At 70.9% G+C, this 16,070-nt stretch carries 10 protein-coding genes, 2 tRNA genes and 5 pseudogenes; 6 read left to right on the plus strand and 11 right to left on the minus strand.

The annotated features are described in order from the left end of the window. The 8 genes and pseudogenes from FF36_RS27575 to FF36_RS27600 all read right to left on the minus strand — a co-directional run. Positions 1–1,127: pseudogene (locus tag FF36_RS27575) on the minus strand (type VI secretion protein); the annotation flags it as partial. A 798-nt stretch (positions 1,128–1,925) separates the two neighbouring features. Continuing rightward, a complete protein-coding gene (locus FF36_RS27580; RefSeq protein ID WP_063925366.1) occupies positions 1,926–3,776 on the minus strand; it encodes a VirB4 family type IV secretion system protein in 1,851 nt (616 codons plus the stop codon). 681 nt (positions 3,777–4,457) lie between these two features. Next, positions 4,458–4,741, minus strand: a pseudogene (locus FF36_RS39385) (PrgI family protein); the annotation flags it as partial. Between the two features lie 110 nt (positions 4,742–4,851). Next, a pseudogene (locus tag FF36_RS36535) lies at positions 4,852–5,298 on the minus strand (hypothetical protein); the annotation flags it as partial. A 34-nt stretch (positions 5,299–5,332) separates the two neighbouring features. Beyond that, a pseudogene (locus FF36_RS41600) lies at positions 5,333–5,526 on the minus strand (hypothetical protein); the annotation flags it as partial. A gap of 1 nt (position 5,527) precedes the next feature. Then, positions 5,528–6,117: pseudogene (locus FF36_RS41605) on the minus strand (hypothetical protein); the annotation flags it as partial. Beyond that, a complete protein-coding gene (locus tag FF36_RS36180; RefSeq protein ID WP_199865527.1) occupies positions 6,117–6,833 on the minus strand; it encodes a pilin in 717 nt (238 codons plus the stop codon). The gene FF36_RS36180 and the pseudogene FF36_RS41605, both read right to left, overlap by 1 nt. After that, positions 6,830–7,540, minus strand: a complete 711-nt coding sequence (locus FF36_RS27600) for a hypothetical protein (protein WP_052681519.1) — start codon at positions 7,538–7,540, stop codon at positions 6,830–6,832. Before FF36_RS27600 ends, FF36_RS36180 begins: the two co-directional genes overlap by 4 nt. A 455-nt stretch (positions 7,541–7,995) precedes the next feature. Here FF36_RS27600 and FF36_RS34585 point away from each other — a divergent pair, with 455 nt between their 5' ends. The 4 genes from FF36_RS34585 to FF36_RS27620 all read left to right on the plus strand — a co-directional run bounded on the left by FF36_RS34585 (position 7,996) and on the right by FF36_RS27620 (position 11,813). Next, complete coding sequence (locus FF36_RS34585; protein WP_128423410.1) at positions 7,996–8,619, plus strand: hypothetical protein; 624 nt, start codon at positions 7,996–7,998, stop codon at positions 8,617–8,619. Next, positions 8,616–9,482, plus strand: coding sequence for a TRM11 family SAM-dependent methyltransferase (locus FF36_RS27610; RefSeq protein WP_044888126.1), 867 nt, complete (start codon positions 8,616–8,618; stop codon positions 9,480–9,482). The genes FF36_RS34585 and FF36_RS27610 overlap by 4 nt, the downstream gene beginning before the upstream one ends. A 305-nt stretch (positions 9,483–9,787) precedes the next feature. Beyond that, entirely contained in the window at positions 9,788–10,009 is a 222-nt protein-coding gene (locus FF36_RS27615; RefSeq protein ID WP_082122298.1) for a hypothetical protein, read from the plus strand. 211 nt (positions 10,010–10,220) lie between these two features. After that, positions 10,221–11,813 (plus strand): site-specific integrase, encoded by a 1,593-nt coding sequence (locus FF36_RS27620; protein ID WP_242422943.1) that lies wholly within the window; start codon positions 10,221–10,223, stop codon positions 11,811–11,813. Between the two features lie 51 nt (positions 11,814–11,864). Here FF36_RS27620 and FF36_RS35660 read toward each other — a convergent pair. Together FF36_RS35660 and FF36_RS35665 are read right to left on the minus strand one after the other, a co-directional pair. Then, positions 11,865–11,968, minus strand: a tRNA-Ser gene (locus tag FF36_RS35660). A gap of 619 nt (positions 11,969–12,587) precedes the next feature. Beyond that, the gene (locus tag FF36_RS35665; protein ID WP_157867016.1) at positions 12,588–12,875 is read right to left on the minus strand and encodes a hypothetical protein; all 288 of its coding nucleotides are present in this window, start codon (positions 12,873–12,875) and stop codon (positions 12,588–12,590) included. 46 nt (positions 12,876–12,921) lie between these two features. Between FF36_RS35665 and FF36_RS27630 the strand changes: the two genes are divergently transcribed. Further along, a tRNA-Thr gene (locus FF36_RS27630) sits at positions 12,922–12,997 on the plus strand. A 672-nt stretch (positions 12,998–13,669) separates the two neighbouring features. After that, complete coding sequence (locus FF36_RS27635; RefSeq protein WP_044888130.1) at positions 13,670–14,008, plus strand: DUF6907 domain-containing protein; 339 nt, start codon at positions 13,670–13,672, stop codon at positions 14,006–14,008. Between the two features lie 817 nt (positions 14,009–14,825). Here FF36_RS27635 and FF36_RS40485 read toward each other — a convergent pair. Beyond that, entirely contained in the window at positions 14,826–15,785 is a 960-nt protein-coding gene (locus FF36_RS40485; protein ID WP_082122299.1) for a transposase, read from the minus strand. Positions 15,786–16,070 lie beyond the last annotated feature (285 nt).

Raw genomic sequence — 16,070 nt, forward strand, 5'->3', positions numbered from 1 at the left:
GCGAGCGCGGCGAGTTCGCCGACGCTGACGAGGTCGCCGCGGCGCAGCCGGCGGGCGGCCAGCAGCCGGGACGGGTCGGGGAGCCTGAGCCGGCGCAGATGGTTGTGGCCGGCGTAGAGGGCGTAGGCGGTGGCCAGCGCGTGAGCACGGCCCCGCAGCGCCGCCCGCACCTGCGGGATCTGCTGCGGGTCGGCCGGTGCACCCCGGGCGGCGCTATAGGCGACACGCACCTCGAAGCGGGGCCCGAGTGCCTTCTGGGCGATCGCCCGGGACTCGGCTGCCTCTTCCGGCGGTGTCGGGCCCGCGTGGCGCGTGGTGCCCGACGGCCGGGAGCTGTGCGGGGTGATCAGGTCGAGGAGCGCCGCCCACGGGCGGGGGTTGGTCGGCTGTCCGCGGTGACGGGCGGCGACGCGGCGCGCCTGGGCGAGGCGGCGGCCGGTGACCGGACGGGCAAGGATCTGCACCGCGGCGGTCTCGTCGTCGTCCAGCTCCCCCGCGGCGCCCAGCAGGCTACGCACCGGATCTCCCGGCGGTTCCGCGCGCAGCGGCAGCACGTCCGCGCGGCCCAGCCGCAGCACACCCCCTTCCGCTAGCAGCCCGCTTTTGCCAGCGTGCGGGGCGGGGTCGGCGGGGGGCAGCGGGTCGACGGCGGGGCGCAGGGTCGTGGTGCGGGCGCCGGGCCACGCGGCCTGCACCGCCCGTTCCACCAGACCGGGCGGCACGGCCCCGGGCACCCACAGGCGAAACGCGGTGCCGGTCCGGTGGGCGACGATTTCGAAGGCGAGACAGGGCTGGCCGTGGCGCAGCCGGGCCCAGAACGGGCGAAGCAGCCCGCTCATCTGCGACCAGAACACCCCGGCCGCATCGAGATGGACCTCGGGAGGCATGAGGATCTCCACGGTGCGGGCGTCCGCGACCAGCGCGGCGTCCCGCGCGGCCCACAGACGCCGCCAGGTCAGCGCCGCGGCCACGACGAACACGACCATGGGCAGACCGGCGGGCAGCCCCCACACGGCGAGCAGACGCGCCACGGCGTGCCCGAGCGCGGACGGACTGACCAGCCACCCCACCGGCGCCCCAGGCGCGGGCGGCGGCGGTGGCAGGGGCGCGGACAGTTCCAGCGTCATCAACGATTCCCTTGACGTGATCGGGGAGGCATCGGCACGAGGCACGACGCCACGGCCGCGCGAACAGCGCGGGGAAGGAGACTGCGGGTGACCGGATGCCCGCTGGTCAGAGCGGATCGGCGTCGTCGGCCGGGAGGAGCGGACGCGCAACGGCGTTGCCAGCAACATCCGTGGTGGTCGTGGCCGGGTGGGCGGGCCGATGGGCGATGTCCACCGGGTCTGTGGTGATCAGCTCGTGTTCGCGGGGGCTGGCCTGCGCCCGGAACAGCGCCCTGCGTCCCGCGGCGACGAGCAGCGCGTCCCNGGCGAAACGCGGTGCCGGTCCGGTGGGCGACGATTTCGAAGGCGAGACAGGGCTGGCCGTGGCGCAGCCGGGCCCAGAACGGGCGAAGCAGCCCGCTCATCTGCGACCAGAACACCCCGGCCGCATCGAGATGGACCTCGGGAGGCATGAGGATCTCCACGGTGCGGGCGTCCGCGACCAGCGCGGCGTCCCGCGCGGCCCACAGACGCCGCCAGGTCAGCGCCGCGGCCACGACGAACACGACCATGGGCAGACCGGCGGGCAGCCCCCACACGGCGAGCAGACGCGCCACGGCGTGCCCGAGCGCGGACGGACTGACCAGCCACCCCACCGGCGCCCCAGGCGCGGGCGGCGGCGGTGGCAGGGGCGCGGACAGTTCCAGCGTCATCAACGATTCCCTTGACGTGATCGGGGAGGCATCGGCACGAGGCACGACGCCACGGCCGCGCGAACAGCGCGGGGAAGGAGACTGCGGGTGACCGGATGCCCGCTGGTCAGAGCGGATCGGCGTCGTCGGCCGGGAGGAGCGGACGCGCAACGGCGTTGCCAGCAACATCCGTGGTGGTCGTGGCCGGGTGGGCGGGCCGATGGGCGATGTCCACCGGGTCTGTGGTGATCAGCTCGTGTTCGCGGGGGCTGGCCTGCGCCCGGAACAGCGCCCTGCGTCCCGCGGCGACGAGCAGCGCGTCCCCGGGGCGGGCGGCGAGCAGCGCGGCGGTCTCCCCGTCGCTCAGCCCGCATGCCGCCTGCACCGCTGCGGCGGCGGAGCCGTCCTGACGCAGCAGGAGTTTGGTGGCGGCGTTCGCGAGGATCGCGCGGCCCTCGTCAGTGCCGAGCAGGTCGCCGCTGTCCTGGGTGACCAGCGCCAGACCCGCCCACCACTTGCGGGCCGCTTTGGCGAGGCGGACGAGGAACCGGGCGCCGGCCGGGTGGGCCATGAGCAGCCATGCCTCGTCGACGACCACGAGACGGCGCCGCCGCCTCGTGGGGTCGGCGACCTGCCGCCAGATCGCGTCCAGCACGAGCAGCGTTCCCGCGGCGCGCAGCTCCTCGGGTAGAGCGCGCAGCGAGTAGACGACCAGATGGCCGTTCGGCGTGGAGGTGGTGGGCCCGTCGAACAGGCCCCGGTGCGACCCGGTCACGAACGGCGCCAGCAGCCCGGCGAGCTGCTGGCCGGCCGGTTCGGCCTGCAAGGCGGCGGCGATGTCGGCGAGCAGGGGCGCGGGCCGATCCCAGGTGGCCGGGTCCCCGGTGATCCCGGCGTGGGCGTAGGCGGCGAGCAGCGCCCGGTCCAACGCCGCCCGTCCCACCGGATCCTCGGCCGGCGAGCCGGCCAGGGTGGCGATGAAGGTGTGTGCGAACAGCATCCGCCGTGTCAGCAGCTCCGGGTCGGTGCGGCCATGGGCGGGCAGGTCCAGCGGGTTGAGGCGCACCCCTGGCGCGCCCAGGGACAGCTGCGTGCCGCCGACCGCGGCGGCCAGCGGGCCGTACTCGTCCTCGGGGTCGATCACGTGGGCCTCGACGCCCTGGGCGAGACTCCGCAACACGTCGATCTTGGTGAGGTAGGACTTTCCCGCGCCGGAGGTTGCCAGCGTGACGGAGTTGTAGTTCGCCTCCGCCCACCGGTCGTGCGCCACGATCCCGGTCGAGGACAGGTTCGGCCCGTAGACCACCGGCGCCGCCCCGGGGCGCAGCGGGTCGGGTAGCGCCACATCGGCGCTGGTGAAGGGGAATCCGGCGGCGACCGCGCCGGTGTCCATGGTGCGGGTTGCCCCCAGCAGGTCCTCGGCGAGGGGCAGGGTGGTCGCCCAGCCGGCGAGCATCCGGTAGCGGGCGGGGTGGACGGTCAGCAGGAGGCTGTGGGCGAGCGCGGTGACCCGTTCGACGTCCTCGGCGAGCTCGTCTGGGCTGTCGGCGTGGACGGTGAGGTACAGGCCGGTGGTGAACAGGCGGGCCTCGCCGCGGGCGAGACGGCCGGCGAGGTCAGCGGCATCGGCGGCGGCCGCGTCGACGTCGGGGTCGTCGAGGCGACCGGCCGCGGCGGCCAGGCGCCGCCCTGATTCCAACCGGCCCCGCTGGCGGCGCAGCCGGGCTGCGCCCACGGCGGCGGGGGTGGGCTGCAGATGCCAGGCAACGTCGAGGCGGCCCGGGTAGGCCAGCAGTGGCTCGAGCCAGCCGGTGGCGACCTCCCGGGGATAGCCGCGGACCAGCAGCGTCGCCGCGTACACCCCGCCGACCTGCACGTGGTCCGCGGCCAGGTGCAGGCTGGGGGTGAACAGGGCCGGTCCGACCAGCCGGGACGCCTCGCGCCCGGCGCGGCGCCCCAGCCGTGCCCGGCGGCTCATCGGCCGGCTCCCGCCGCGCGCACGACACCGGAGGCGGCGACGCCCTCAGGTGGCGCGGGCAGGTCGGGGTGGGCGGCGGCGGCCAGCAGCCGGCCGAGCGCCGCGCCGTCGAGGATCCGGACCCCGACGCCGGCGGTGGCCAGCAACCCGGCCGCGTCCTCCAGTTGCCGCAGGGCCTGGCCGGCGGCGGCGTCCCGACCGCCCCGCCCGGCGGGAACGGGGCGCCGGGCGGTGAGCAGGATCTGCCGGGCGCGCAACGCCCGGCCCCGGCCGAGGTCGGCCAGGAACGCCGCCTGCTCCGCGGCCACGTCCGCGAGCGCCGGATGGGCGTGCCGGCGGGCGTGCTCGTTCATCGCGTCGACGTAGTCGGTCAGGTCGAGGGGCACGGTGCGGACGGTGATCTGCAGCGGCCCGTGCAGCGCGTTGAGCATGCGGGCGAAGGCGGTCACCTTCGCCGCCCGTTCCTGCCCGGTCGCGATCGTGATGTTGGTGGCGTCGACCTCGGCGATCACGGCGACGGCGTCACCAAGGTCCACCACCCCCGCGCCGCCGCCCGCCGCGGTGTCGATGCCCGTCGCCAGGGGGCGGGCGGCCACGGGCNCCGGATGGGCGCCGGGCACGTNGGGAACCCAGCCCGGCACGGCGGGCTGCCCGCCCGTGGGCAGCGCGGTCTGCACCGNNGGGGTGCGCCGGTGGGCGAGGGCAGCGGCGGCGTAGCGGTCCAACGGCAGGCCGCCGCGCTGGCCGAGCGCGACGGCAACGCCGACGGCGACCAGCGGGCCGCACAACAGGATCACCACCGGCATCGGCAGGTAGGGCCGGGCGACCCAGAACACCGCGGCGGCGAGCAGCAGCGGCGGTACGAGGACGGTGAGCTGACGGGCGGTCAACCCGGCGAGGATCTGATCCGGCCGGTCCACATCCGCCGGTATCCGAGTCCGATCGCCAGCAGAAGACAACGACATGAGGTAACTCCCCAAGGGGCGCGAAAGAAGAAGGAGAGAAAAGAGGGTTCCGGGAGGAATCTTCTCAACGCCAGAGGAAACTGAATGTCTCCTGAGACGGACGCGGAGCGTCAGAGGCCGGCGGCTTTCATGCCGGCGCGCAGCGCCTTGTATTTCACGATCGTCAGCACGGTGGAGGGGCCGCCGGTGCTGGCGAGCACCATCCGGGTGATCCAGGCTTCCAGGCGCAGCGCGAGCACGAAGATGCCGCAACACAGCAGGATGTTGAGCAGGCTGCCGCTGTTGGGTGCGAGCGTGTGACCGGGGTCCGCGAGCAGGACCCGCAGCCCTACCAGCAGCAGCAGGGCATGGCTGACCTGCACGGCCAGGGCGCCGGCCAGTGCCCGCCACCACAGCCGGGCCAGCCCCGCGGTCTGCGGCAGCCCGTGCCAGATCAGCATGATCGGCGCGGCGACCGCGAGCATCATCAGTACCAGCAGCCGCACCGCCCAGCCGACGACGAGCGCGATCGCCATCGCCGCGACACACAGCAGAATCAGCACGATAAACGGCGCGGCNTTGTTCACCCGCAGCGTNGTCGTCAACANGGCNCCGATACCGTCCGCGGTGATTTTCTGTCCGGCCAGTGCCTTCGACAGACCGTTGGACAGGCTGATCGCGAGGCTCATCAGCGGCAGACTCAGGTGCGCCATGGCGAATCCGACGACCAGGCGGGGGCCGAGGTCCTTCGCGGTCGTGCGGGTCTGCAGGGTGTCGTGGGCCATGGCGAGCATGCCGGCGGCGGTNAGCACGAGGAGCATGAGGCTGTCGGCGATCGCGATGTTGTCCCACCACATCTGGCGGATGGCGGGGCGTGTCGTGACGTCCTCGGTGGACAGCACGGTGGCGCCGAGCAGTTTCATGACCGGCGCCAACGCGCCCTCGGCGAGGCCCGCAAGCCAGCCGTTGATCGCATCGGCGATCTTTCCGGGGATGTCGGTCAGCCCGCGCAGGAACCCGGGGACCAGACTGAACCCCCCGCCGCCGCCGGCATCGGGGTCTGGGGAGGGGCCGGGTGAGGGCTGCGGGGTGACCGGGCTCGGCGTGGTCGACGGCGTGAAGGGGGTGGCCGCCGGGGCCTGCGGCTGGGGACTCGCGGCCGGCGGCGCCGGCAGCGGGTCGGCCGCGGCCGGTGTCGGGCCGGGGCTGGCCGTCGGGGCCTGGGGTGCGGGGCTGGCGGCCGGTGGCGCCGCAGGCGTGGCGGCGGGGGTGGCGGCGAGCGCCGGGGACGCCGCGCCGGTCAGCCCGCCGAGCAGCCCGGCCATCGCACTCACCGTCACGATCCGCCGCCATGCCGCGCCGCCGCGGCGGTGGATCCCCGGCGCTCGCCGTCGCATCAGCCGCCGACCACGGAGCGCAGCGCGGTCAGCAGGACCGGTGCCAGGATCGCCAGCGCGTAGCCGATCCCGGCGGCCTTGAACGACCCTTTTGCCCGTTCGACCTCCGCGGGGTCGCCGTTGGCGCCCATGTAGCGCAGACCGCCGACGGAGCCGAACAGGGTCGCGGCCCCCGCGAGAATCCCCATTAGCCAGTTCCGCATGTTGGTGATCACCTGGTTGAGGTCGGTCACCGCCGGCACCGGCGCCGCCGGGGGCGCCGCAGGCCCGGCCGCGTGCGCGACGCCCGCGGCGAGCAGCACCGCCCCGATCACCGCGAGCACCGTGACCACACCGACCATCAGGCGCAGGCCCCGGGCCGGCGGCGCGCCGCGCCGATCGAGCCGGCCGTCGCCGCGGTGGTCACCGTCGAGGGTGACCAGGGCGAGGGCCAGGACACCGCCGGCCGCGAGCTGCACCAGCCCCGCCGTGCCCCACACCCGCACCGCCACCACGGGCCCGCCCAGCCGGCGGGTCAGCAGCGACAGTCCCACCGCCGCACCCGCCGCCGCGGCAGCCAGCAGCAGCCCTGCGACCCCCCGCAGCAGCCGGCGCACCCACCCCGGCGCGGCGTCGTAGCGGCCCCGCACCGCCACGGCGATCCGCGCAGCGCCGCGGCGCACCACGTCGAGGCTGCGGGCGACCGCCAGAACCGCAGAGGAGACCGGGCGGCTCATCGGCTTGCTCCCGGCTGACGCGGACCTACCTCGCCGGCGAGGACCGCGTGCAGCAGCCGTTCGTGGGCGACCGACAGCCGCAGCGCCCACTCCTCACCCGGCGTCACCGTCGCCGCGGACAGCACCGCCGGGGTCACGCCCTCCCGGGCGGAGGCGACCAGCTTCGCCTCCGCGCCGCTGAGCACCCCGACGCGGACCGACTGGGCGAGCAGCCGGCGCAGCCCCGCGCCCCACGGCTGCGGCGGCCAGGCCGCCGTCACCGGCACGCATGTCCCGACCGGCAGCCGGGGGAACTGCGTGCACGCGAAGGCCAGCCCGGCGCGGTAGGCGCCCCACACCAGCCGGTGTTCCACCCCGAGGCCCGACTCGCTGGCCCGCAGCGCCTCCAGGAAGCCGGTGAGCACCTCACCGTCGAGATCCGCCCGCAGACCGGGGCGGCCTTCGGTCAACGCGGCGGAGATGTGCCGCAGCATCGGTAGCGCGACCCCGACCGCCGCGACCAGCCAGCCTTCCTCGTCCTGGCGCCGTGCGAGGTCCCGCCATACCGCCGCCCGTGCCTGCGCCGAGAGTTCGGCGCGGCTCACCAGAGCCTGCAGTTCGCCGATTCCCACCGGCCGCTGCGGCAGCTCCTCGTGGACGTCACGGCCCTCGAGAACGCACAGGCCGCGTTCGGCTACCTCCGCGAAAGCGGCGCCGGCGAGATCCAACGCCGTCGATTCTCCGCGTGCCGGATATCCGTTCACTGGTCTCCCTCGCTGTTCGTCCGAAAACGTGCGAGACCAGAACCTCAAAAGCACCTGGCGAAACCGCTGACACCGTTGTCGAAATCCCTGACAGCGGCCTCCTTCATACGCAGGAAGGGGCCGGCCGGACCTGTCAGAAAGGCGCCCGTGCCAGCGGTTCTCCCGTCGGCCTGCCCGGGACGCAGACATGGAGGGGCGGTTTTTTTCTTCGCTGACACCGTGGGAATGTCAGCCGATTCGCCAGCGAACTGTCAGGCGCTGTGGTCACCCCGTCGGTTGTGACGGAATCTGGGTGTCAGCGGCTCCGTCAGGACTGTCAGGGAAAAAGCCAAACGTTCGGGGTTTCCTCGGAACTGCCTCTCACCGGCCGCCGCCGGTCCGAGACAACCTCCGCTTCTTTCCCCGAAGGAGACATGGCTGTGCCGTTCACATCGGGCACCACCGATCCCGGCCGCGAACCGGTCCCTCTCACCGTGTGGACCACCCACGCCCAGGGCGACGAGCTGTTTTCCGAGGATGTTCTCGGTCGTGTTCTTGACGCCTATAGCCGTCGCGGTGACCTGGTCCTGTCCACCACCAGCGTCCCGCCCGTGGTCGGCGACCGGTGCATTACCGCCGGCCGCCGTCACCGCACGGTGAGCACCACCACCGACACCGATATCCTCACCGGCCACCGCCTGGGCGCCGCCGCGCTCATCGTCGACCTGCACACAAGCACCGCCAGCCGCACCGTCCGCGCCGCGATGTACAGCAGACTGGCCGCGCTACTGCGACCGGCCGGCATTCTTCTGATCGGGCTACCGCCCTCCATATCCGACGGCGGTGACCCTCTCACCGACACCGCCGCCGCCGCCTGCAGCGCCGGTCTGACCTACACCCAGCATCTCCTCGCCGTCCGGATTCCCCTGCCTGACGGCTTTCTCGTCCCGCCCGCGGACTGGGATCCGGCCGACGACCCGACCCTGCCCACGCCGCTGCCACCGCTGCGTGTTCATGCCGACATCGCCGTGTTCACCCGCCCCACAGTTCGGAGCAGCCGTTGACGTCGACCAACCCATCCCCGCGGCAGGCATACAGCCTCATTCCCGCCGGCCAGCAACACCCCCGCGTGCAACGCACCGGCCGTTACACCCCCACCTCCACCCAGCACCCCGCCCGCATGCTGCCCGCGCTCGCCCGCCACCTCATCGCCGCCTACAGCCGTCCCGGCGACACCATTCTTGACCCGATGTGCGGTATCGGCACCACGCTGGTCGAAGCCGCACATCTCGGCCGTCGCAGCCTCGGGGTCGACCTGGAATCGCGCTGGGTCTCCCTCGCCCGCGCCAATCTGCGCCTTGCCCGCCAGCAAGGCGCCGCCGGTAGCGGCCGGCTTTTCCGCGGCGATGCCCGCCACCTCGAGCAGGTCATTCCCGCCGACTATCACGGCAGGATCAACCTGCTGCTAACCTCACCGCCCTACGGGCAGGCCACCCACGGCACCATCACCGTCGCCCCGGGGAAGGGCGTCCACAAAACCGACTACCGCTATTCCGACAGCCCCGCCAACTTGGCGAACACCGACCTCGACGGTCTCCTCGACGGCATCGCTGCCGTTCTCCACAGCGCCCACCGGCTGCTTTCCCCCGGCGGCATCGTCGCACTCGCCGCCCGCCCTTTCCGCCACGCCGGCGCGCTGGTCGACCTCCCCGGCGCCCTGGTCGACCTTGCCGACGAGACCGGCCTGCACCTGCACGCCCGCGCCGCGGCCCTGCTCGCCGCCGTCCGCCCCGACGGCACCCTCGTTTCCCGCGCGACGTTCTTCGCCCGGCACAACATCCGCGTCGCCCGCGCCGCCGGCCACCCCCTCCATCTGATCGCCCACGAGGACATCCTCCTGCTACGCACCCCTACCAGACCGGACTGACAGTGGCCACAACCTGCGCGAACAGGGAGCGTCGCCGAGGGGACGATGTCCGGCGCCGGGCTGACAGTTCGTTGGCGAAAGCCCTGACAGGTCCCTGGCGAAACCCCTGACGCCCCTGCCGCCGGGCCCGTCGCACGACCCGGCGGCAGGGGCGCCCCGGCACAGCACCTACTTGGCGCCCGCCGCCCGCCGGCCGCGTGAGGGACCGTGACCGTCTCCCGGGCTGAGCCCTCCAGGCCGCGTACTCCGCGCCATCTCCCTCCGCCCACATACCCCCGCCCTGCGAGGACCTGTTGGAGGTCCTGTTGAAGGAATGGACCGACGCGGACATCCGCAGGCTCCCTGCCGTCATTGACCTCGTCACCGCCGGCGAAATTCTCGGGATCGGCCGCACCCAAAGCTACCGGCTCGCGAAAACCGGGAAATTCCCCGTGAAGATTTTCCAGATCGGTAGCCGATACAAAGTTCCCACCTCCCTCATCCGTCGGCACCTGTCCATCGACGAAATCTCTGGTGAAGGCGCTTGACACGGGGTTCCCATGGAGCCTGAATTGTTTTGATGGTCGTTTCCTCGTTACGTCGACCATTGCATGTGTGCGGGGCGGCCGTGCATTCCGCTCTTACCTCGTCTTTTTTCATGCTCTCGACCGAGAGATTTCATGGACTTTCCGGATATTTGGGTGGAGTTTTATTTGGGGTGTGATGCCAGGAGTTCCGGGTCCTTTCCGTGGAGGCGAGATGGATCGTCAGATTCAAGAATTGAAAACGAAAGGCTTTTCTGGGAAAATGAAAATCAAAACTGAGAGGCGGTGCGGCTGCCGTGGTGCGGACGGCAAGCAGCTTGGGAAACGCTGCCCGAGGCTCAAGAGGAAAGATCATGGTAGGTGGACGTATCGAATCCAGGTTCCCGAAGATCTGCGGCCGCTGGTCGGCAGAGGGGAGATTCGGGGCTCCGGATACCCGACCGAAGAGGACGCACGGGCGGACGCCGAGAAGGAAGTTGTCAAGATCCGTTCTGGGCGGCAACACGTCGGCCAGTTGACCGTCGGTCAGTACCTGAACACGTGGCTCGCAGGAAAGCGGCGACTACGCCCCACGAGCCGCGGTGGCTATGAGAGCAACATCCGCCTCTATCTATGCCCCATGCTCGGGGAACTGCCCCTCAAGGGTCTCCGGAAAAGTCATATAGATCAGATGATCGCACGGCTTGAGGTCGAGGGATCCGCTCCCGTGAAAGGGGGCAACGGTGCGATGAGGAAGTCTCGGTCGCTCGCTCCGAAAACGATTCTCGAGATCTTCGCGACGCTGCGAGCCGCGCTCAATGACGCAGTGGTAGAACGGTTGATTGACTGGAATCCGGCTTTGGGTGTGGAGATGCCTGAACAAGACGAGGAGGAGGTTGAACCGTGGGAGCCCGAAGAAGTCGGCCGATTCCTGGACGAGGCCGCTGACGACCGCCTGGCCGCCCTGTACGAGCTGATCGCCATTCACGGGGTACGTCGAGGGGAAGCCTGTGGGCTGGTCGACACGGACGTTGACGCGGAGGCGTCGAGGCTGACGATCTGCCGGCAGATCGTCGAGTCGCAGGGCCGCCTGGGCGTGTGGCCGCCCAAGACGAAGTCGGGAAAGCGGCCACTCGATATCGATCCGATGATGCTCGGATCAATCATGGCACGCCAGCTCGAGCGGGACGCCGAGCGCGACGCGGTCGGACCGGCATGGAACAACGGCACCCTGCCTAACCAGCGCGGGGAATTGGTACAGCTCACCGGGCTGATCTTCACCCGCCTCGACGGGAGGCACCTCTCGCCGGCGTACGTCACGAGCCACATGCAGGTGATTGCCCGACGGGTAGGGCTGTGCTGCCAACTCGTGCGCCCGGCCAAACGTGGCGCAAAGACGCTGACGGTCGGCAAGCGGTACCGGGCGCCAGAAGGTGTATGGACGGTTTACCGGGATCGGGAGCCGTGCGGGCAGGTGACGGTGATCGGCTGCACCCGACGTCGCGGCTCCGGCGCGGTGCTACACCTCGCCGAGGCGCTGCCGATCGACCTGGAGATCGGCATGGAGCTCGGCAAGAAGCTGCTGTCCCGCAAACGTCTTCATGATCTTCGGCACGGGAGCGCGAGCATCCAGATCGCCGAGGGCGTGGACATCACCCTCGTGTCCAAGCGGCTCGGCCATGCCTCCCCTGCGATCACCGGCCGTTTGTACGCGCATCTGTTGCGGTCGGCTGGGCGGGAGGTGGCGCAGACCGCTGCGAACGCCGTTCCGCGGCGTGTGGTGCGGCCGGCGCGGCCACACCCCGGCCACAACGATCAACGGCCGTGATTCGCGTGAGTGGGACATGCCAACCATGCAGGTTACACCCCCGTTTCCTTGTGGGCCGTCAGGGACTCGAACCCTGAACTCGCCGGTTAAAAGCCGGATCGATCACGGGCCGGACGATGCCGGATGATGCCGGATGATGCCGGATACGCCCTCCCACCAGCGTGTTTCACGATCTGTAGTGCCGTGGCATGCCGGGAAGGTTCGCGTTTGACCGCGCGGTCCGTGCCCACATCGTGCCCACAATGATCACGCGGTATCGAGCCCGGTTCCTCGGTGGGGGAGCCGGGCCACCGGACGGGGTGCATGGCCGGCAAGTCGGCGGTGCGCCCGAGGGGTCGACAGCGCATCCTGGATGACGTTCGTCGTTCCGTGGCGGTGGCAGTGGGCCGGGCATGACGGACGTGGTAGATAGGCCGCTCTGTCGCCTGGACACGACCGCGATGAGTGCCGGCGAGTATCAGTCGGTAGTCCCTGCGTGCCAAGCGACCGTCGGCCGGATCTCAACTGCGGTCGCACCACCAGGTCTTCGGGGGCAACCTGGAAGGGGGAGGATTCGACGACCTACGGGCGGGGGACAGCGGGATGCACGGGGACGAGGCGCGGCGGCGGCGTGAGGCGCGCGACGTCGAGTACCGTGCCGCTTTGGGCGTACCGGCCGGAAGCGCTCTGCCTTCGGTCCTGGGCACCGTCGGCGGTTCCCGCGGCGGCGGCCATGCCGGTCGGATCAACCTGACCACCAGCGGCCGACCGGCCGGACGGCGCCATCCCACGCGGTCACGGCACCGACATCGACGACACGGGCAGCAAGGTGATCACAATGGCGAGCAAGAGCGGCGGTAGCAAGGCGTCCCGGTCGACACCAACCACGGCGAAGGCCTCCGCGCGAGTGCAGTCGGCGGCGGCCCGCAACCCAGCGAGCCGGTCGGCAAAGACCGGCTTCGCGCCGCGGGCGCAGTCTGCGGCCGCGCGAAACACCGGCCGGACTGGGTCGCGGTAGCGCCTGTTCAGGCCCCCGGCTCCCGTTTGGGAGCCGGGTCGCCGGACGCCTTCGATCGACAGCATGTCCGCAGGGGCTCTCCAGCGGCGCACAACGGTACGGAGCAAAAACGCCAGCCAGTGGCATGACCTGCGGCACTCGACTTGTAATCGGGCGGTTAGGGGTTCAAGTCCCCTCGCCGGCTCCAGACGCACCCCCGCTGACCTGCGGTTTTGCCGCAGCGAAGATCGATATTGGGGGTTTCAAGATCACGGGTGGGCTCGAGATGGGCTCATTTGGCAGAACTGTGTCGATCAATCGTTCGTCTACGGTCCCTCCGTGCCGTTCTCAGGGGTGGATTGCAGTCAGGGTTGGCCACGCAGGGCCACGGCTGCGAGGTGGTCGAGGGGGCGGAGGGCCGGTGATTCATCGATGATCGAGTCCGCCGAGACTGGTGACGGACAGTGACGACCCGGCGCTCTGGTTGATCGTGACTATGACGTCGGGAACCTGGATGGGGAAGAGCTGACGTTCCTGGTGGGTGAGCTCGTCGACCCGGTGCGTCTGTGCACTCGGGGTGTTGTGTGCTTGTCGACCGGCCGGGGCGGGTCTGTTCGCCTGTTTCCTGTGGCTTCTGCCTGGTCTGCTACTTGCCGGCGGGTAGGCAAGGACAGTCCTGGCCGTCTGCCGGGCGGGCTTGGCCAGGGGGGCCGGGAAATGTCGTGGTGGGGTTTTCGGGCGGCTGCGTCGCGTGTGCACCCGTATGCGATGGTGGTGGGACCGGCCGCGGCGGGAGGCGATGGTGGCGGGTCGATGGCGGGCCGTCGACCGGCGCGGTTCCTGCTGTCGGGATGCTCGGTGACGGGGAGGTGGAGCTGCTGTGGCCGGCGAGGAACCTGATCTGTCGTGTCCGTCGTGGTGCCGGGAGCCCGCGGGCCATCTGCACCTCGAGCCGGGCGGTTCAGGTGATGTTCATGCGGCGGACGTCGGGGTCATCGACCTTCCGGAGGTTCCGGGGCTGCGGTCGGACGGTTCGTCTATCGCGGTGCAGATCGAGCAGTACGTGACCCGCACGGCGACTGACCTGCCGCTGATTCTGTTGGATTTCGAGGAGCTGGACAGCGGAGATGGACGGGAAGGTCTCACCGTGGACGACGCGGAGGCGCTCATCGCGGTGTTGCGGCAGGCCATCGCGCTGCTGCGCGTCGAGGGGTCGTAGCAGCCGCATCTCAGATGATTCTCGAATGAGTGCACGGCGGTTGCCCTCGATCCGGTCTGGTCGGCGTGTTCCGCCGTGACACCGGTACTCGGCGCTGCTGTGGCTGTGAAGCCGGTTCCGACTTCGGGAGTATGTGAGGTGTCGCCGATCTTCGAGGAACCTACCGACGGCGACGGGTGGTGCCGATTGCCGGGACTCCTGTCGGTACGCCGTTGACCATGGCGCGGGCGACCCATGGCTGGCTGGGGCCACCCTCACCGTCGAGATTCTCCTCGACGAAGCCTTGACACCGCAAGCCCCGACCGTGCTGTACGGCCTTGCGCCTAAGCTTGATCTTTAACCTGTGTGGTGTTGGTGGCCGGTCATGGTCTTGTCCCGTTTGACGGTTTTTCCGACGTCGTAGTGGGGTGCGGGGCTGCGGTTGGTCGAGCCGGGAGGACGGCCGGGACCGGCTTTGGTGGGTTTCGGTGCGCTGGCGGGAAGGGGCATGATCGCGCGGAGGTTCCGGAACCCCCGGCGGACCCTGGCGGGGGTCAACCGTCCCGCTGCGGCGGGTTTCTCCCAGGGGCGGCGCAGGTCGGCGGCGAGGTGTCGGGCGAGGCGGAGTTGGGCGTGGGCGGCGATGATCAGCCAGGTCCAGAGGTCGGCGGCCTGCGGGGTGCGCAGTTTCGGTCGGGTCCAGCCCAGGGTCTGTGTGAACAGTCGGAAGGTGTGTTCCAGGTCGAAGCGGCGCAGGAACGACTGCCAGGCGCGGTCGATGTCGGTGGCGGTGGCGCCGACTGTGGAGGACCACAGCCATACGGGCTTGGGATCGCGGTCACCGGGCAGGTGGTCGACCTGCAGCCGGATGAGGGTCCCCTCGATGATCGGCAGGTCGCCGGTGTGGTCGATCCAGCAGGTGCGGTGGGTCAGCCGGGGGTGCAGCCGATCCCAGCTGGTCGCGGTGGCCTTCCCGTAGCGGGTGGTGTCGGTGATCGTGGTGTGCTGGGGTGCGGGCCAGGTCGCGGGCCTGTCGAGGGCGAACTCGGGGCCGTGCTTCGGCGGACGGCCGTGGGTGCCGGGCTGTCGGGGTGGTGTCGGGCTGTCGCAGCACACGGTCGGAACGGATCCGGCCGACCACCTCGACGGGCAGGTCGGCCAGGACGAACGCCAGCCGGGTCACGTCGTACCCGGCGTCCATCACGATGAGGATGGTCGGGTCGCCGTCGTGCCAGTGCCCGGCGGCGATCAGACGGCCCACGACTGCCCGGAGCTGGTCGGCGGTCACCGCCGTGGCGTCGTTGGCGGGACCGAGGCGGACCGCGTCGAGGACCGCGGTCCACGATGTCCGGCCGGGTTCGAGGGCGGCGACGAAGGAGTACGGCCAGCCTGGGATCAGCTGGGACTGGTTCTTCGCACGGCCGTGCACGTGGCAGAACAGCCGCTGCGCGCTGGTCGGCGCATCCGAGCGCAGCCACGGGCTGACATCAACAGCCAGGACGAGTCGTCCGTCGGCGGCCGCGGGCAGCGGAAGGTCCGTGAGCGCACGTCGCAGCCGGGCGATCTCTAACCGGCCGCTGTTCAGCCCGTCATACAACGCCCCGTGCCCGCGACGGTGCTCCGGCGCGAGCGTCAGGTCGACCAGTGTCCTGACCGGCCCGTCGGTGCACAGCACCGCATCCGTCACCTCGAACAGCACGTCCGCCCGGCGGGTCAGGCAGGCGTGGAACTCCTGCCGGAAGCGACACAGCCTCCCCAGAGCCTCGACGCGTCCTGGTTCGTCCTGCACACTGCCCATCACGACCTTCGGTTCGATCACGGCTTCTTTGGCGAGAGCACGATCTTCCGAAGGTCGTTCCACGTCACGGCGACACGCCGACCCACCCCACACCACCAGCAGCTATCACACAACGTGACACTCGAAGGTTAAACGACAAGCTTAGGGTGGGCTGACCGTCTCCGTCCCGCATGTGACCCGGCGGCGTTGCAATCCCTCGTAGGGAGAATGAGGACTCGGCGGCCTCGGCTCCCGCGACTGGCTGTGCATGTTGCAATCCCTCGTAGGGAGAATGAGGACCCCTGC

Source organism: Frankia torreyi, assembly GCF_000948395.1.
Lineage (GTDB): Bacteria > Actinomycetota > Actinomycetes > Frankiales > Frankiaceae > Frankia > Frankia torreyi.